This window comes from Rhodococcus aerolatus (assembly GCF_054783215.1).
Window position 1 is genome coordinate 110,746 of record NZ_BAAGQZ010000046.1, and the last position, 17,779, is coordinate 128,524.

At 72.4% G+C, this 17,779-nt stretch carries 16 protein-coding genes; 2 read left to right on the forward strand and 14 right to left on the reverse strand.

What is annotated here, in order from left to right:
• Positions 1–2: 2 nt before the first annotated feature.
• Complete coding sequence (locus ACYVOF_RS17390) at positions 3–524, forward strand: arsenate reductase/protein-tyrosine-phosphatase family protein (protein WP_460868696.1); 522 nt, start codon at positions 3–5, stop codon at positions 522–524.
• 100 nt (positions 525–624) lie between these two features.
• Here the strand turns inward: ACYVOF_RS17390 and ACYVOF_RS17395 are convergent, their stop codons facing one another.
• The 14 genes from ACYVOF_RS17395 to ACYVOF_RS17460 form a co-directional block, all read right to left on the reverse strand.
• Entirely contained in the window at positions 625–1,350 is a 726-nt protein-coding gene (locus ACYVOF_RS17395; protein WP_460868698.1) for a hypothetical protein, read from the reverse strand.
• Between the two features lie 244 nt (positions 1,351–1,594).
• A complete protein-coding gene (locus ACYVOF_RS17400; protein WP_460868700.1) occupies positions 1,595–3,448 on the reverse strand; it encodes a DUF4012 domain-containing protein in 1,854 nt (617 codons plus the stop codon).
• Entirely contained in the window at positions 3,445–5,028 is a 1,584-nt protein-coding gene (locus ACYVOF_RS17405; protein WP_460868701.1) for a tyrosine-protein kinase domain-containing protein, read from the reverse strand. The genes ACYVOF_RS17400 and ACYVOF_RS17405 overlap by 4 nt, the downstream gene beginning before the upstream one ends.
• 148 nt (positions 5,029–5,176) lie before the next feature.
• Positions 5,177–6,163: a GDP-L-fucose synthase family protein gene (locus ACYVOF_RS17410; protein WP_460868703.1), complete on the reverse strand. Its 987-nt coding sequence runs from the start codon at positions 6,161–6,163 to the stop codon at positions 5,177–5,179.
• On the reverse strand, positions 6,160–7,188 hold the full coding sequence (gene gmd / locus ACYVOF_RS17415) for a GDP-mannose 4,6-dehydratase (RefSeq protein ID WP_460868704.1): 1,029 nt from the start codon (positions 7,186–7,188) through the stop codon (positions 6,160–6,162). Before gmd ends, ACYVOF_RS17410 begins: the two co-directional genes overlap by 4 nt.
• Positions 7,185–7,796 (reverse strand): acyltransferase, encoded by a 612-nt coding sequence (locus ACYVOF_RS17420; protein ID WP_460868706.1) that lies wholly within the window; start codon positions 7,794–7,796, stop codon positions 7,185–7,187. Before ACYVOF_RS17420 ends, gmd begins: the two co-directional genes overlap by 4 nt.
• On the reverse strand, positions 7,793–8,854 hold the full coding sequence (locus ACYVOF_RS17425; protein ID WP_460868707.1) for a glycosyltransferase: 1,062 nt from the start codon (positions 8,852–8,854) through the stop codon (positions 7,793–7,795). Before ACYVOF_RS17425 ends, ACYVOF_RS17420 begins: the two co-directional genes overlap by 4 nt.
• The gene (locus tag ACYVOF_RS17430) at positions 8,851–9,963 is read right to left on the reverse strand and encodes a polysaccharide pyruvyl transferase family protein (protein ID WP_460868710.1); all 1,113 of its coding nucleotides are present in this window, start codon (positions 9,961–9,963) and stop codon (positions 8,851–8,853) included. The genes ACYVOF_RS17425 and ACYVOF_RS17430 overlap by 4 nt, the downstream gene beginning before the upstream one ends.
• Positions 9,960–11,213: a lipopolysaccharide biosynthesis protein gene (locus tag ACYVOF_RS17435; protein ID WP_460868712.1), complete on the reverse strand. Its 1,254-nt coding sequence runs from the start codon at positions 11,211–11,213 to the stop codon at positions 9,960–9,962. The genes ACYVOF_RS17430 and ACYVOF_RS17435 overlap by 4 nt, the downstream gene beginning before the upstream one ends.
• Positions 11,210–12,613 carry a hypothetical protein gene (locus ACYVOF_RS17440; RefSeq protein WP_460868714.1) on the reverse strand — a complete coding sequence of 468 codons (1,404 nt, stop codon included), beginning with the start codon at positions 12,611–12,613 and terminating at the stop codon, positions 11,210–11,212. The genes ACYVOF_RS17435 and ACYVOF_RS17440 overlap by 4 nt, the downstream gene beginning before the upstream one ends.
• The gene (locus ACYVOF_RS17445; RefSeq protein WP_460868716.1) at positions 12,613–13,188 is read right to left on the reverse strand and encodes an LbetaH domain-containing protein; all 576 of its coding nucleotides are present in this window, start codon (positions 13,186–13,188) and stop codon (positions 12,613–12,615) included. Before ACYVOF_RS17445 ends, ACYVOF_RS17440 begins: the two co-directional genes overlap by 1 nt.
• Positions 13,189–13,331: 143 nt before the next feature.
• On the reverse strand, positions 13,332–14,609 hold the full coding sequence (locus ACYVOF_RS17450) for a glycosyltransferase (protein WP_460868718.1): 1,278 nt from the start codon (positions 14,607–14,609) through the stop codon (positions 13,332–13,334).
• Between the two features lie 10 nt (positions 14,610–14,619).
• A complete protein-coding gene (locus ACYVOF_RS17455) occupies positions 14,620–16,149 on the reverse strand; it encodes a sugar transferase (protein ID WP_460868720.1) in 1,530 nt (509 codons plus the stop codon).
• A gap of 186 nt (positions 16,150–16,335) precedes the next feature.
• Positions 16,336–16,776: a MarR family winged helix-turn-helix transcriptional regulator gene (locus ACYVOF_RS17460; protein ID WP_460868722.1), complete on the reverse strand. Its 441-nt coding sequence runs from the start codon at positions 16,774–16,776 to the stop codon at positions 16,336–16,338.
• A 299-nt stretch (positions 16,777–17,075) separates the two neighbouring features.
• Here ACYVOF_RS17460 and ACYVOF_RS17465 point away from each other — a divergent pair, with 299 nt between their 5' ends.
• On the forward strand, positions 17,076–17,768 hold the full coding sequence (locus ACYVOF_RS17465; protein ID WP_460868724.1) for a hypothetical protein: 693 nt from the start codon (positions 17,076–17,078) through the stop codon (positions 17,766–17,768).
• Positions 17,769–17,779 lie beyond the last annotated feature (11 nt).

A 17,779-nucleotide genomic window follows, 5' to 3' on the forward strand; every position in this document is an offset into this window, starting at 1 on the left:
GCGTGCACGTCCTGTTCGTCTGCACCGGCAACATCTGCCGGTCCCCCACCGCCGAGCGCCTGCTCGCCGCGCAGGCCGCGGCGCACGGCTGGGACGTGAGCGCGTCGTCCGCGGGCACCCGGGCCGTGGTGGACCACGCCATGGAACCCTCCGCCGCCGCCGTGCTGGCCGAGCTGGGCGGTGACGCGGACGGGTTCCGGGGCCGTCAGCTGACCGCCGCCATGATCGACGGGGCCGACCTGGTGCTCGCCATGACCGCGGCGCACCGCGGCAAGGTCCTGGACCTGCGACCGGCGGCGCTGCGGCGCACCTTCACGCTGCGGGAGGCGGCGCAGCTGGTCCCCGACGCGGTGTCCGACGAACCGGCTCCCGTCCAGCTGGCGCGGCACCGGCGGGGCTTCCCCGCCCGCGAGCTGGACGTGCCGGACCCGATCGGGCTGCCGCGGGCGGAGTTCGAGCGCGCCGGGGCGATGGTGGCGGACGCGCTGACCCGCCTCGCGCCCCTGTGGTCGCACGCGCGCTAGGACCCGCGCGGGCGCGCCGGGCCGCGGCCCCCGGACAGCAGAGCACCCCGGGACCACCCGGTCCCGGGGTGCTCAGTCGTGCTCCGGCGCCTGGGCGGCGTCAGTCCTGCTTGCGGCGTCGCGCGGCCACACCCGAGAGCGCGACCCCACCGAGGAGGATCCCCCCGCCGAGCGCGTAGGCGGCGGTGTGGTCGGTCCCCGGCACGGAGGCCGGGTTGACCTCGACGAAGGACTTGGTGGCCACCGCGTCAGAGCTGACGGGGTCGGCCGCACCGGCCGGAGCGCCCGCGGCGGCCGCCACGGGGGCCGCGGAGACGGGAGCGCCCGACGCGGTCACGGTGCCGTCCGGCGCGACGTCGGCGCGGGGCACGGTCAGCGTCGACTGTGCACCCGACGCGTCCTGCACGGTCAGCGGCACGTCGCCGGCGGTGACGGCGTCCGCGGCCACGGCCACGGTCGCCTGCCCGCTGGCGTCGGTGGTCGCCAGCGGCTTGGTCGAGCCGGGACCGAACACCAGGGTGAACGGCGGCAGACCGAAGAGGCTGATCTGGACCTGGTTGCCCGAGCCGATGATCTGCACGGGGCCGAAGTTGTACGTGCAGGTCCCGATGACCCCGGGCGCGGCCGGCGGGTAGGCCGGTGCCGGGGTGAACGTGCCCCCGAACAGCGTGCAGGGGAACCGGAACGGCAGGAGCGGGCTGGCGTCGGGGCTGCTGCTGATGGGGCCGGGCTGGACGACGACCTGCGCGGAGGCGGGTGCGGCCAGGCCGAGGCCGAGACCGGCGGTGAGGACCGCGGCACCGGCGGCCCTGGTGATGGTGTTCATGTGGTCCTCTTCTGTGGTGGCGTGCGGAGCGTGGCGCCCACTGGTGAGCGGGTCGTGCACGGGCCGAGCGCACCGCGTGCGATCCCTCGTCGGACCACGACCCGTGCTCGAACCCCCTAGCAGATCTGATCCGATCTGCCGGCAACAACATAACCGTCAGTGACTGGACGTTGCGCTGCGCAGTCGGGTTGTTTTCGGTCGGGCTTGCGTCACTCTCGGTGACAAAGGCCGTTACCAGCGGTTGTCAGTCGGCGAGCCGGCACTCGGGCACCCTCGTGGTGACCTCGGCGGGTCGCACGAGGGGTTGCACCGGGACCACCGCGGCGCCCTCGGTGGTGGGTTCCACCAGGTCGAGCTCGACCACCGGTGAGGTGCCCGGCACCACCTGCAGGTCCACCCGGAACACGGGGTGGCCCCGCTCGCTGCCCGCCTCGGCCGCCTGGGCGACGCCGTCGACGGTCACCGAGCGCAGGGCAGCGCCCTGGGTGGCGTAGACGGTGACCAGCTCGCGCACGGTCCCCGGTGGGCCGGTGGGGTTCTGGTCCAGCCGACCGGCCACGTAGGACGGCAGCCCGGTGGTGGGGGCGGCGTTGGTCAGCGTCAGCCGGACCGTGGTGGCGCGGGTGGCGGCGGAGCACCCCTCTGCCGTGTAGTCGATGCTGCGGCCGACGTAGTAGTCGATCTTGCCCCCGCTGGCGTTGGTGAGCACCACGCCCGCGTAGGGGGCGGCGGTGTCGGGCACCGCGTGCGCCAGCGGGGTGGTCTCGATGACCTGCTGCTCGCCGGCGTCCGCGCTGTAGACCATGAGACGGCCCTCGCCGGCCGCACGACCGAGAGCCCGGAGCAGTCCGGTCGTGGCGCCCGGCGGCGCGGCCACCACCTCGTCGAACACCGCCGAGGCGATACCGGTGAGGAAGGCCTTGCGCGCGGTGTTGTCGTCGGCGAAGCGGGTGTAGGCCTCGGACTCGGTCAGTGCGACGACGTTGTCCGCGGTCACCGACTCCCCCCCGGGCAGGGTGACGGGGCCGACGGCGCCGAGCAGGTAGCTCAGCGCCACGGGGTCGGTGGCCATCGCGCCGTCGAGGCGCTGCCCGCTCTGCCGCTGCCACAGGTCGCCCCAGATGCGGGCCGCGTAGGGGAAGTGCGGGCTGATGTTGCTGTTCTGCCAGACGGTGGTGCTGTCGTAGCGGCCGTAGAGCTGCGCGAAGTCCGGTCCGAGGTCGAGGCCCGCCGGGGCGTCGTTGCGCAGCTCCGCGTTGCTCGCCACCGTGTCGAGGCTGACCTTGCCCCGGTCCGCGTCCACGATGGAGAAGCCGCCGAGCAGACCGCCCGTGCCGCGGGCCTCGGCGTTGGTCTGGAAGCCCAGGAAGTAGTGCCGGGCGCCACCGCTGCCCAGCATCGGCGGGAGGAGGGTGGCGGCGGTGCTCGTGTCGCGCAGCAGGTCCGCCAGCTGCGTGGTCTGCTCGACGAGGGTGCTGCGGGCGTCGTTGACCTGGGTGAGGTAGGAGGAGTCCGGGATCGCGCGGGCCCGCGCGGCGACGTCGGCCGAGGCGGCGGCGGCGCGCGCGAGCGGCGCGCGGGCACTCGTCAGCGCGGTCAGGTTGATCTGCCCGCCCGCTCCGCGCAGCTGGGCCGGGCTCAGGGCCTGCCCGGCCGCCGCGGCCGGCTGCAGCACCGTGCGGGACAGGTCGTCGACCACCTCGGTCAGATCCCGGGCGGTGGCGAACGGCTCACCGAGGCCGGGGAGCGGGGCGATGAGGTGCCACGGCAACGCGGAGGTGGCGTTGCGCGCGGAGCCCGAGCTCTCCGTGGCGAGGTCGACCTCGCGCTGCGCGGTGGCGGTGTCCCCGTCGAGCAGGGCCGCCCGCGCGCGGCCCGCGTGGTCACGCGCCGCCTCGAGGTCGTGCTGGGCCGCGGTGGCCCCGTAGGCCAGCCACAGGCCCAGCACCACGACCACCAGGGCCACACCGCCCCCGGTGCCGAGCAGGATCCGCCGGTTGCGGCGGCGCTTGCGGGCCTCGGCGGAACGCCGCCGACGCCGGCGCACCGTGGTGGTGCGTGGTGAATCCCCGTCCGGGCCGGGCCCGTCCGTGCTCACGCCGACGGCCAGGCGCGGCCGCCGCCCGACACGTCGGTGCGGTGCCGGGCGAACCCGTTGACCGGGCTGCGGCGCGCCGTCGGGCTCGGCTGCCCCGCACCCGTGGTCACGGGCTGACGCGGCTCGGCGTGCGGGTGCGCTGCGGGGTCGGGGACGTCGGCCGCGTCCTGCCGGGGGGCGTCGTCGGTGCGCGCGGGGCTGGCGTCGGACGAGCTACCCGAGCCGGGCTCCTCGGACTCGTAGTAGTAGTACTCGTACTCCTCGGCGCCCTTGTGCGGCGTCATGTTGACGACGGCGCCGAGCAGCGGGGCCTCGACGGCGCGCAGGTTGGCGGCGGCCCGGGCGAGCTGGTCACGCTTGGTGTGGCCGTGGCGGACGACGAGCAGCGCACCGTCGGTGATGGTGGTGAGCACGGTCGCGTCGGTGACGGCCAGCAGCGGCGGAGCGTCGAACACGATGTAGTCGGCGTGGCCGCGCATCTCCGTCAGCAGCGTGCGCATCTGCGTGGAGCCGAGCATCTCGCTGGGGTTGGGCGGGTGCGCCCCGGCGGCGAGGACGAGCAGGTTGGGGTTGGCGGTGTTCTGCAGCACGTCGGCCAGACCCGCCTGCCCGGTCAGCACGGTGGTGAGACCGACGTTCTCGACCAGACCCAGGTACCGCGCGACGCGGGGGCGACGCAGGTCCGCCTCGACCAGGATGACGTGCTTGTCCGCCTCGGCAAGCACGTGGGCGAGGTTGATCGCGGTGGTGGTCTTGCCCTCCCCGGGGACGGAGGAGGAGACGGTGATCGCGGCCGGCGGGTTGTCGACGTCGAGGAACTGCAGGTTGGTGCGCAGGGCCCGGAACGCCTCCGCACTGATCGAGTTGCGGGCCTCGAAGTCGACGAGCGGGTGCTCCGGGCGGTCCTTGTCGAAGGGGACCGAGCCGATGACGGCGGTCCCGGCCGACTCGGCGGCGCGCTCCCGGGTCTTGACCGTGGTGTCGAGCCGCTCGCGGATCACGGCGAGACCGACGCCGAGCAGCAGGCCCGCGGCCAGTCCGAGCGCGAGGTTGCGCGGGATGTTGGGGACGACGGGGGCGGACGGGGCGCTGGCCTGCTGCACCACGGTGACGCGGGCGGCCGGCGTCCCCCCGCCGGCGGGCGTCTCGAGCTCGGCCACGAGACCGGTGAACTGCTGCGCCACGGCGTTCGTCAGGTCCCGGGCCTGCGTGGGCGACGGGTCCTGCACGGTCACGGCGAGGATGACGCTGTCGGGCACCGATGCCACGGACACGCGGGAGGCGAGCGAGGCCGGTGAGGTGCCGAGCCGGAGCTGGTCGATCACCCGCTGCGCCACCTGTTGCCCGGTGAGCAGCTGGGTGTAGGAGACCACGCGCTGCTGGGAGAACTGGCTGCCCTGGTAGGCGCCGGAGCTGGTGTCCGTGTTCGCCGTGGTGGTGATGAACAGCTGGGAGGACGCGGCGTACTGCGGCGTGGTGGTCAACGAGACGCCGAGCGCGACGAGCACGCCGACGAGCGTCGTCCCGGCCACGACGCGCCACCGCGTGCGCAGCACCTTGAGGTAGTCCCTGATGTCCACGTCACTCGCATTCGTCTCGGGTCCTCGTCGCCTCGCTGCTCAACCTGCCGCCCGGATCCTGCGGGCCGCGCGAGTGACGAAGGGGGTCCCACGCCCCCGTGAGGTGGTCACGTTACGCACATGACCGCTTGCGCGCTGTGAGATCTCATCACTGCCGCACCACGTCGAGGTGGTCGCGGTACCACGCCACCGTGTCGCGGACGCCGTCGGCCAACGGGATCGTGGGCCGCCACCCGGACCCGAGCAGGGTCGAGACGTCCAGCAGCTTGCGGGGCGTGCCGTCCGGCTTCGACGTGTCCCAGCGGAGCTCGCCGTCGTAGCCCACGGTGTCGGCGACCATCCGGGCGAGGTCCGCGATGGTCAGGTCCTCCCCCGTGCCGACGTTGACCTGTGTCGGCCCGTCGTGGTGCTCCAGCAGGTGCAGGCAGGCGCTGGCCATGTCGTCGACGTGGAGGAACTCCCGTCGCGGGGTACCACTGCCCCAGCTGGTCACGGCCGCGGCACCGGAGGTCCGCGCCTCCTCGAACCGCCGGATCATCGCCGGCAGCACGTGCGACCCCGAGGCGGAGAAGTTGTCACCCGGCCCGTAGAGGTTGGTCGGCATGGCCGAGATCCAGGCCAGGCCGTGCTGCCTGCGCGCCGCCTGCACCGCGAGGATGCCGGCGATCTTGGCGATGGCGTAGGCGTCGTTGGTCGGCTCGAGCGGACCGGTCAGCAGCTGGTCCTCGGTGATGGGCTGGGTGGCAAGCCTGGGGTAGATGCACGACGAGCCGAGGAACAGCAGCCGCGGGACCCGCTGCGCCACTGCGGCGTCCATGACGTTGACCTGGATCTGCAGGTTCTCGCTGAGGAAGTCGTACGGGGAGGTGTCGTTGGCCTGGATGCCGCCCACCTTGGCCGCGGCCAGCGCCACGTAGGTAGGACGGACCTCGTCGAGGAAGGCCGCCACCGCCGCACGGTTGGTGAGGTCGAGCTCGGCCGAGCTGCGGCCGACCAGGTTGGTGAAGCCCTGCGCCTGCAGGTGGCGCCACAGCGCCGAGCCGACCAGGCCGCGGTGCCCGGCGACGTAGAACGGCGCCGAGCGGTCCAGCGGCGCCGGGGTGAAGGACGTGCCGTCCGCGGGGGCGCCCGTCACCCCCGCCACCCGTCGAGGCGCACCGTGTCGATCCACGGCCGGCCCTCGTGCGCCAGGGCCTCGACGTCGGCGTCGACCATGATGCGCGCCAGCTCCGGGGTGTGGACCGAAGGGACCCACCCCAGGTCGTTCTTGGCCTTGCCCGCATCGCCGATCAGCGCGTCGACCTCCGTGGGCCGCAGGTAGCGCTCGTCGAAGCGCACGTGCTCCTCCCAGTCCAGGCCCACGTGCTCGAAGGCGATCCGCAGGAAGTCCCTCACGGTGTAGCTGCCGCCGGTCGCGAGCACGTAGTCATCCGGGGCCTCGGCCTGCAGCATCCGCCACATGCCTTCCACGTACTCCGGGGCGTAGCCCCAGTCGCGGACCGCGTCGATGTTGCCCATGTACAGGTGGCGCTCCTTGCCCGCCTTGATCCGGGCGACGGAGCGCGTGATCTTGCGCGTCACGAACGTCTCACCGCGCCGGGGTGACTCGTGGTTGAACAGGATCCCGTTGACGGCGAACATCCCGTAGGCCTCGCGGTAGTTCTTGGTGACCCAGTACGAGTACACCTTGGCCGCGCCGTAGGGCGAGCGCGGGTAGAAGGGCGTCTCCTCGTGCTGCGGCGGTGGGCTCGCGCCGAACATCTCCGAGCTCGACGCCTGGTAGTACCGGCAGTCCACCCCGGCCAGCCGGACCGCTTCGAGCAGGCGGATCGAGCCGATGCCGGTGGTGTCCCCGGTGTGCTCGGGCTCGTCGAAGGACACCCGGACGTGGGACTGCGCGGCCAGGTTGTAGACCTCGTCGGGGTGGATCTGGGCCATCAGGGTCACCAGGCGGGCGCCGTCGCTCAGGTCGCCGTAGTGCAGGATCAGCCGCGGGTCGGGGTCGTGCGGGTCGACGTAGAGGTGGTCGAGCCGGGCGGTGTTGAAGGTCGAGGCCCGACGGATCAGGCCGTGCACCTCGTATCCCTTGCCCAGCAACAGCTCAGCCAGGTAGGACCCGTCCTGGCCCGTGATACCGGTGATGAGTGCCCTCTTGGTCATCCTGGTCCCCTCTCCCCTCCGTCGATAGGTACGTGCCGTGCGGCAGTGCTAGTGGTGGCCGTCGCCGCGGGGGGCGTGGCCGCCGCGTCATCCCCAGCCGAGGTCGCGGTGCGGCGGCGGCGCAGCACGCGTGCCGGCGACCCCACGACGATGCAGTCGGGCGGGACGTCCTTGGTCACCACCGACCGCGCTCCCACGATTGCTCCGCGGCCGATCGTGACGTCCCCGATGATCGTGGTCCCGAATCCGATGAGGTTGTCGCCCTCGATCACCACCGCCGACTGCGGGTTGCGACCGCCCGAGAAGACGGTCCGGTCATCGTCGGAGAAGTCGTGGTCGTTGCCGATCAGGCTGACATTGCTCGACACCAGCACGTCATCACCCACCCGGAGGCTTGTCTCCACGTGGAAGTTTCGCGCGATGCCCACCCGGTCACCAACGATGATCGGCCCGGTCGTCGCGAGAACAGCACCACTGCCGAGGCGGAAGTCGGCGCCGATCGTGAGCTCGCCCCGGTAGAGCAGCCGGGCCTTGACCCGCCGCGCGGCGTGCACGGCCGCGCGCAGGTGCTGCACGGCACCCCCGACAGGACGCTGCGGGTCGTTCACGTCACCGCCACGTGGCGGGAAAACGCACGGGCCATGGCGTCGGCCGAGTACTCCTGCGCGACGGCCTGCGCCACGGCGGACCGGTCTACCGGCCAAGCCTGCGACCGGGCCATGGCCGCGGCCAGACCGGCTGCATCACCGGATGGGAAGGGCATGCTGTTGCCCGCGTCGAGCAAGCACAGCTCGGGGCTGTGCCGCTCGCCCGCCGCGTAGACGACCGGGCAACCGAAACCCAGGCTCTGCGTGACGTTCAGGCCGGCGTACCCGGTGCAGAGCAGGGCCGCCGACCGCGAGAACTGGTCCTGCAGGCAGCGCCGGTCATCGACCCACCCCAGCACCGTCACCTGATCAGACAGGCCGTGGCGGATGATCGCGTCGTCCACATCGGCCCGCAGGGCACCGTCGCCGATGATCGAGAGCCGCAACCGGCCACCGTCCTGGCGGTACCGGCGGAACGCCTCTACCACGAGCAGAGGGTTCTTCTCCGGCACGAGCCGCCCTACCCACACGAAGCGGTCTGGCTCAGCGTCGCTGCTGGGGCCCAGGTCGGCAGCCCGGTACAACGAGTTGGGGACGACCCCAACCGTCACCGTGGGCGAGTGGCGCTTCAGCTCGGCGGCCTGCTCCGCGGTGTAGACGAGCACGTGGCCCGTGAGGCGACGCACGGCGCCGCGGAGCCGGTCGCTCCGGGAGCCGGAGCCGCCACGGGGCCAGACATGCCCCCACGCCCAGGTGCGCCGGCCGAGCAGGCGGCGCACCCCCGCGACAACCCAGGTGTTGGGGTTGCGGGGGTTCAACTCGACCACGCACACCGCGGCAGCCACGGCGCGGCGGGTCACACCGCGTTGAAACCCCAGACGCCGGCCGAGCACGAAGACATTGGCGCCCGTGCTGGTGACCAGCGGGCTCTCGACGCCGGTCCGCACCGACTCGACGAAGTGCCGGTCTCCCACCAGGAACTCCACAGGCGCGCCTTGGTCCTCCAACGCCCTCAGAAATTCCTGCCGGTAGCTACCCATCGCGGGCTGCAGCACGACCACCGTCTGCTCATCACTCATCGTCGTGCCCCTTCATCGACCACCGAGCGGGCGCCGGGCGCGTCAGTCGGACCTGCTGCGACGAGCCCGCAGAGCTGCGTCTGGACACACTCGAGGGACCGCGCCGCGTCGCGGCGCCGGGCCTCGACCTCCGCGGCCCACCGAGCGACGTCGTCCGGGTCCAGACCCCTCCGCGCGACGTCGACGACGACGCCGCCCACCCCCACGGCCTCGAGGGTGCGGGCCGCCTTCGGGTACGCCTCGGCCGCGTAGATCACCGGCACCGCCCCGACGTTCATCGCGAAGATTGCGCTGTGGAGCCGGTTGGTCACCACCACGGCCGCCCCGGCGTACGCGTCGAGCACTCTGGTCAGCTGTTCGGCATGGCCGACGCCGTCCTTCCAGGCGACCCTCTCGCACTCCAGCTCCCCCGCGAGCTGCGCGTGCAGCGCGTCGTCGCGTTTCACCTGGGTGACGAGCACAGGGGTGTAGCCACTGCTGCGCACGGCGCCGATACACCGACGGATGTCGGCCATGCTCAGTCCCGCGTCCGCGCGGAAGGAGAGGGCCGCCCGGTCGGGGCGCCGACCGCTTTTCGGTGCTCGCAGGTTGACCGCGCTCAGCGCCAGGTCCGGCGCCAGTACGACGTGGGCCGGCCCGACCTGCTCGAGGCTCTTCCGGTCCCGCACCGTTGCTAGCGAGCACGAGCGCAGGACGGCCCGCTCGACCGCGGTACCGAGCCGGGACTCGCCCGTGTAACCGCGGCCAACCTTGGCCACGGTGCCCCCTGAGGCACGCACCGCGGCGCTCACCACGAGGTTGACGCCCGCGTGCCGCCATCCGCCCCCGCGTAGGTCGAGGTCCTGCGGGCCGGGCGCGTAGACGAGCACGACCCGGGACCGGACCAGGCTCCGCACCAGCGTCGACATCCAGCGACGGTTGCTCGGGTAGACGCGTGCGGTCGGTGGCAACGACAGCGCGTCGTTGTAGTCCTGGCACGACCCGAGCAGCACGTGCAGCTGCGGCCCGGGCAGCTCGAGCCACTCGAGGAGAGTCCGTCGCAGGACCACGTCTCCTAGGTTGTCCTGCTGCGCACGGGCGCTCACGAACACCCTCACCGCTCGCGTCACGGCCGCCTCCTCAGGTCTCGGGTTCGGTGGGCACACACGAGCGCCTGAGCCACGAAGGACGTGCATAGCCCGGCCGTGGCACCCGGCGCGCCTGCTGCCCAGGCACCGACTGCGGCGAGCAGCAGACCGCCGACACCCGTCAGGGTCGACGCCAGCGCGGCGAACCGCTCGTGTCCGCGGGCCTGCAGCTCGCTGGTCTGGAACGACGTCACGAACGCGAAGACCAGGCCCACAGACAAGATGCGCAGCGGGACGGCGGACGACAGGTACTGCGGGCCGAACAGCGCGACAACAAGCTGCGGGGCCCCCATGAACAGGACAGCCATCACCAGCGCCATCCCGGCGGTCGTGACCAAGGGGAGTCGCCGCACCAAGGCCGATCTGCCGCGCTCGGCGTCCCCCAGGTAGCGCAGCGACACTGCGGCCACGCTCGTGGGAATGATGCGCAACGGCGCCGTCATCCGGGCGGGCAAGCCGTAGACCCCCCCGATGGCGGGACCGGCGACGAGCGACACGACGGTCACGTCGAGGTTGCGCAGCTGGGCCGCGACGGAGTTGGCGTAGAACGGTCGGGCCGCCCGGAGCAGCTGTCCAGCCGGCACGACGGGACCGCCCGGTGCCACCACCGCCCCGAGCGTGCGCCGTACCAGCACGTTCGCGACAACCGACCCCGCCAGTAGCCCAACGCTGAGGGCGAGGGTCGGTCCGCACACCGTGCTCAGCCCCAGGAAACCGAGCAGACCGAGGCCCCGGCGCTGCAGCAGCGAGACAGCACTGATCTCCGCACGGCCTACGCAGAGCGCCACGGTCAGCAGCAGGTCGCCGTTCTTCTCGGTCGCCGCCCAGGCGGCGAGCGGAACCACCAGCAGGAACGTGACACTGCCGGTGATGGCCCAGAGCACCGCCAGCACCACCCAGCTCAGCACCACCATCATCGAACTCAGCATCACGGTGGCCCGCAGCACCGAGCGGAACCGCTGGGGGTCTCGGTCGGCCGAGGAGTCGCGGACCATGCACGCACTCATCCCGCCCTCGAAGACAACGACGGCGACGGTCAGCACGCCCAGCACGGCGAGGACCGTCCCGAACTCCGATCGAGTGGCCTGGCGGGCGTACAGGGCCAGCGTCGCCGCCTGCAGACCGGCTCCGACCAGCCGGCCGAGCAGAACCCCGCCGTACTGCGTCACCAGGAACGCACGCCCACCCGCTGCCGACCCGGACGCGTCTTTGCCTGCGGTCCGGTGCGTCACGGCACCCGAGCCTGTGCTGGGACCGACGCAGGGCGCGGAGCCTGCGACGGTGGGCGGGACGTGCTCCGGGAGACGACTGCGAGCGTGATCCCGCAGACAAGCAGGATGTTCGCACTGATCCACACCTGAGAGACGGGGTTCCCGCGGAACACAGACGGGGTGCTGCTGATGGCGACCAGCACTGCGGCGAGGCGGAGACCGGAGACCTGCGGCAGCGAGACCTGGAGCGTTAGAGCTAGGCGGCCCAGGAGGAACATCCCCACGGCGACGCCGACGTAACCAAGGTCGAAGTACAGGGTGCCGGGCACGCTCGGCACGGGGCAGGCGTCCCCGGTACCGCATGCCCCGCCGTAGGTGCTGGTGAGCAGCTGATCGCTCCACGTCGGCACCGGCGCCAGCCTCCGGGGCAGGGGCACCAAGAGTGCCTCACCGACCGTCCCGCGGCCCAGCCCGAACTCCAGGGAGGAGCCGATCCGCGCCGAGATCAGCGCGATGTAGTCGAACATCTGGGTGTCGTACGAGACGAAGAGGTTGCGGAGCACGCCCGAGACGCCGTTGTCTTGTAGGTACGCCACTACGGACTCTCCGAGGGAAGCGCCGCTGGCCCGGGACCCGGTGCTCCGCACGTACGGCACCGCGCTCACGAAGGCAAAGACGGCGACGAAGGCCGCGAGGGCCCACACCGACACCGCCTTGCGAAGACCGACCCCCCAAGCCCCGAGCAGACCGACCAGCACGACCGGCAGCAGGAACCGCCTGCTCCCGCTGAACGCGGACGGCAGGGCACACAGAAAGATCGAGCACCAATAGGTCGCCCGGGCAACCCACGTCAGGCGCCCGGCCCGCTCCGTGGTGACGCGACCGAAAGCGAGGACGACGGCAGCCGCGGCGGGCAGCGCGGGGACGATGACCGGCAGGGTGCTCGCCCCGACGAGAGCGGTGGTCCGGCCGTTCGCGAGGGCGGCGAAGGCTCCCGGACCCGACGTGGCCACCGTCGTGACCACCCAGAGACCTAGGACGAGGTCCCCGGCGACGAGGCACCGCCAGAACCACGCGGTAGCGACCCCCGCCTGCGCCGGAGCCGACGGCGGCCCGGTCTTGGGTGGGTGCGGTGGCGTGGCGCTGCGACGCGACCGCTGGACCGCGTATCCCGTCACGAACGCGGTTGTGGCCACCAACCCTACGAGGCTCGCCGTCTCGAAACCGGGCCGGAAGTCGAGGCCGTACAACGACATCGACGAGTCGTCCTTGATCAGCAGCGGCCTGACCGCAAATATCGACAGTAGTAGTGCGACGACGACGGTGAATGGGGAGACGAGGTCCCCGCGTCGCAGGGAGCCGAAGGCGACCAGCGAGCCCAGGCCTACGACCAGCGTGAGCCAGGCCCACGCACCGGACATCAGTTGGCCCTGACGTGCGCGCGGGGCGCGGGGTCGGCGACGGCCGGGGCCGCAGGGATTCCCGCCTCTCGCTCCACTGACCTCCGAACAACCTGACCCGCCCCCACGAGGACCCCCGGGCCGATCGCCAGCCCCCGTAGCACCGTCGCACGGGCCGCGACCCATGCTCCGTCCCCGATGGCGATCGGGCCGTTGTCGAACCGGAAGTCCTCCTGGTCGAAGCGGTGGCTGCCCGTGCACAGCAGTGCCTCCTGCGAGATGCACACGTCGGCGCCGATGGTCACCGGTTCGAGGTTGAGGATCCAGGCCCCCTCACCGATCCACGAGTGGTCGCCGATCGTCAGCTTCCACGGCCAGTGGATGCGCACGCGGTGGCGCACCAGCACGCCCTCCCCCACGGTGGCACCAAACCAGCGCAGCACCGCGACGCGACCCCGGGCGGGGAACCACCACCGCATGAAGACCGTGGTGGACACCAGCTGCCACGCGGCCTGCCACAGGCGCGACCGGCCGACGTCGTAGCCGTCGCCCGTGAAGTGCGACAGGCGGATCCGCGTCTCACCCGATGCCGTCACGCTCACCCCGCTCGCTAGACCCGCACCACCGACGTCGTGCGCACGAGACTCTGCTGTCTCGGCCCCCCGCAGCCGCGTTGAGCATACTTCTCTCTCGGTAGTCATTCGACCACTCAGTGTGTCGGATGTTCCCCTGGGCATAGTTACCGCGAGCGGCGCTCGGGCAGCGGCGCCCGGGTCGACTGCACCAGCCGGACGTAGCGCACCGCGGCCGCGCGGTGTCCCGCGTCGGCCGCCAGGCCCTCGGCTCCGCGCAGCACCTCGCGACGCAGCACCTGGTCGGCGCCGAGCCGGGCCACGCCGCCGCTGAGCTCGGTGGGTGACCCGGGCGCGACGAGGTGCGCAGCGCCGTAACGGGTGAGCTCGCGGTGCGTCGCCCCGCCCGGCTCCACCGCCGCGACGATCGGGCGCCCCGCGCACACGTAGGAGGTGATCTTGCTGGGCAGGCTCATCTCCTTCACGCCCACCCGCTCGTTGAGCAGCAGGACGTCCGCCGCGGCCAGGGCCAGCGGGTAGTCCTCGCGGCTCAGCGGGTCCACGAAGTGCACGTTCGGCAGCCCTGCCGCGTGCTGCTCGAGCGTGGCGCGCTCGTTGCCGTCCCCCACCAGGACCAGGTCGAAGTCGGCACCGCGAGCAGCCTCGATGGCCAGCTCCAGCCCCTGCTTGCGGCCCATGTTGCCGGTGTGGACCACGGTGACCCGATCGCGCGCCCAGCCCAGGCGCTCCCGGGCTTCCGACACCCCGACCGCCGACGGCTCGATGTGGGTGAAGTTGCGGACGTCGACGACGGTCTCCGCCGGCACACCCCGGCCGACGGCGGACGAGCGGAACCCCTCCGACACCACGCCCACCGCGTCCACCCGGCGCAGCAGCGCGAACTCGGCCGCACCGATCACCGCGGCCACGCGCGACCCGGTCGTGCCGGACTCGGCCGCCCCGCTGCCGGTGAGGTCCTGCACCACCGCGGCGAGACGCCGACCCCGTCGGGTGAGCACGGCGGCTGCGAGCCCGCTGAGCGACGGGCTGACCGCCACGACGACGTCGGAGCGATCGCGCACCAGCACGCGGGCGGCCTGTACGAGGAAGGTCAGCTCCATGCCCAGGCGCGCCCGCAGGGTGCTGCGCCGCGGCACGGCGTGCCGCACCCGGGTGACGGTGACCCCGTCGATCTCCTCGGCCCAGCGCAGTCCTCGGCGGTACTTCGCGTCGGTGATGCGCCACTGGGGGTAGTGCGGCACCCCGGTGACCACGCGGACCCGGGCCCCGGCGGCCAGCAGCGCCTGCGCGAGCGCCGTCGTGTACGGCGCGATGCCCGTCTGCTCGGGCTCGTAGTTGATGCCGACGACGCACACCGAGACCCCGACCAGCGGTCCGGGCGCCGACGACGGCGGCGGGGACGACGGCGCGGCCGACGGCGTCACGAGCCTGGGGCTAGTAGGCACCCTTGCCTCGCAGCACCGCGTTGACCGTGCGCCAGATGATGATCAGGTCCTGGACCATCGACCAGTTCTCCACGTAGCTGAGGTCGAGGCGCACCGACTCCTCCCAGGAGAGGTCGCTGCGCCCGCTCACCTGCCACAGCCCCGTGATGCCGGGCTTGACCAGCAGCCGGCGTCGCACGTCCCCGGAGTAGGTCTCCACCTCGCGGCGCAGCGGCGGCCGTGGCCCCACCAGGCTCATGTCGCCGATGAGCACGTTCCACAGCTGGGGCAGCTCGTCGAGGGAGAGCTGGCGCAGCACCCGACCCACCCGGGTCACCCTCGGGTCGGCCCGCATCTTGAACAGCACCTCGTTGCCCGCCCCGGCGGCCGCGAGGTCACCGAGCATCCCGTCGGCTCCGTCGACCATCGTGCGGAACTTGAGCATCTCGAACGGCTCACCGTCCAGACCCATCCGCTCGGAACGGTAGATCACCGGCCCGCGGCTGCTCAGCCGGACGGCGGCGGCGGCCACGACCAGCAGCGGGGAGAGCGCCAGCAGCGCGAACAGCGTGACGACCACGTCGAAGCCCGACTTGATGAACTGGTTGGCCCCCGCGTACTGCGGCTCCTCGACGTGCATCAGCGGCTGGCCCGCCACCGGTCGCACCGTCAGCCGAGGTCCCGCCACGTCGACCACCCCGGGGGACACCACCAGGTCGATGTCGAGCTCCTGCAGGTCCCACGCCAGCGCACGCATCGCCGCGTGACCCAGCCGGTCGGCCCCGGTGACGGCGACGGTGTCCGCCCGGCTCGACCGCAGCGCATCGACGATGGAGCGCTCCGAGCCCAGCACCGCGACACCGGGCCCCTGCGGCGGCGCGGGTTCGGTGGCCCCGCCACCGGGCACGCAGACCCCCACCACCCGGTAGCCGGAGCCCGGCTCCCGGGTGCAGCTGGCCGCCATGTCCTCCGCGGAGCGCCGGCTCCCGACCACGAGCACCGTGCTCATGAACAGCCCTTCGGCCCGACGCCGGACCAGCCACCGCCGCCAGTGGTGGCGGGACAGCACCAGGCCTACCAGGCCCAGCGGGAAGGCGATGGCCAGGTACCCCCGCGCCGGGGCGAGCTGGAACAGCAGGCTGGCGATGGCGACGAGGCCGAAGAGGTGGAACACCGTGCGGGCGACGCGGCGGTACTCATCAGGGCCGTTGCCGATGATCCGCTCGTCGCGGGTGCGGCCCAGGGCCAGCGAGGCCACCCACATCAGCGCGAGCCCCACCGAGATCTGCAGCTGGTCGCCGCGGCTCACGGTGTCCGGGTCGATCCCGAACCGGACACCGTGCGCGACGGCGACCGCCGCGAGCACCACCAGCACGTCGGTCACCACCAGGCGGCGGGCGTACGAGCGCTCCCAGCGGGTACGCCGCTGCGCGGGGGTCTCGAGCGCCGCCGGGGGCTCGGCGACCGGGCCGAGGACCTCGTGGTCGTACGCGCGCCCGGACCGGTGCGCGCCGGCATCGGAGGCACTGACGACGGTCATCGGTCTCCCCGTGGATGTGGTCGATCAGGCCGCCACCTAGAGTCACTTCTGGCTACGGTGCGCAAACACTAGCACCCAGTAGTTGCTCGCATACTCAGAGTCGCAGCCAAACCTCCCCCCACCTCGAGTCGTCCGAGACACACGTCGGCGAGCCACCTCGGGCGCCGCACGCGACGCGGGTCGGCCTCAGGCGCCCATCCCGTCCGCCATCGCCCGGATCAGCTCGGCCAGCCGGGTCAGCTCGTCGTCGGTGCAGCCGTCCAGCGCAGGGCGCACGGCCTCGGTGGACCGCTCGATCACCCACTCCGCCGCGTGGACACCCCCCGGGGTGAGCGAGACCAACCGGACCCGGCGGTCGTCGGGATGGGTGACGCGCCGGGCGTACCCCGCCCGCTCGAGGTGGTCGATCACCGTGGTCGTCCCGGCGACACCCAGGCCCAGGCCCTCGGCCAGGTGGCCCGCCGTGGTCTCACCGTGCCGGTAGAGGTGCGCCACGGCGTTCAGCTCGGTGACCGAGACACCCAGCTCGGCCGCGAAGACCCGGCGGAGCCGGTCGGCGCCGAGGGTGAGTAGCTGCCACGCACGAGTGACGGGGCCGAGGGGGGGATTCGTCGTGGGTGCAGTCATCGGTTCGGCCTTCCGGGCATGCTTCGAACATCGTGCGATCTGATGTTGAACAGTGAACCAGACGGGGTACCTCACGGACAACGCGCTGGTCGAGATCATGTCGGCGCCGGCCGGGACATCGTCGTGATCCCTTCGGTTCCCGAAAGAGTGAACTTTGAACCGGAAGGGCCCGATCGCTTCCGCCCACGCCGGTTGTGCCCTACCTTTCTCGCTGTCGGTGAACGACGGACACGTTGAGTCACTGCCTCGCATCGAGCCCGACCGTCGGGACCGAGCACCCGAACAGGAAGCCAGGAGCCATGTCGCAGGTCCCGCCCGCCGGCCAGAACCCCTCCCCCCGCCGTCGCCGCTTCGCCCCCGTCGCCCTCATCGCCGGTGTGGCCGCGACCGGCGCGCTGGCGCTGGCCACCACCGGCACGCTGTCCGCCTTCACCGCGCAGATCCAGAACACGGTGGACACGGCGGCCAGCGGCACGCTGACCATGCAGGAGATCGGCAGCACGGCGACGTGCAACAGCACCGACGCCGGCACGGGCACCCCGGCCAACTCGATCAACACCAACACCGCGACCTGCGCGACCATCAACAAGTACGGCGGCTCGACGACCCTGGTGCCGGGCGGCGCCGCCAGCACCACGACGGTCACCCTGAAGAACACCGGGACCGTGGCGGCCAACTCGTTCACGATGGCCTACGGCAGCTGCGCCAACACCGCCAACGTGGTGGGCTCCCCGGCAGCCCCGACCGGCTCGGGCAACCTGTGCGACCAGCTCACCATCGCCGTCACCACCGGCGCGGCGCCCGGCACCGCGGTGACCGCCGCCAGTGGCACCGCCACCAGCCTCGCCGGCAAGACCGTCACGCTGCCCGCTCCGGTCGCCCCCGGCGCCTCGGTGGTGTTCAACTTCTCCGTCTCGCTGCCGCTCGCGGCGGACAACACCTACCAGAACCGCGCCGCCTCCCAGCCCATCACGTGGACCTTCACGGCCTGACGCAGCGAGGA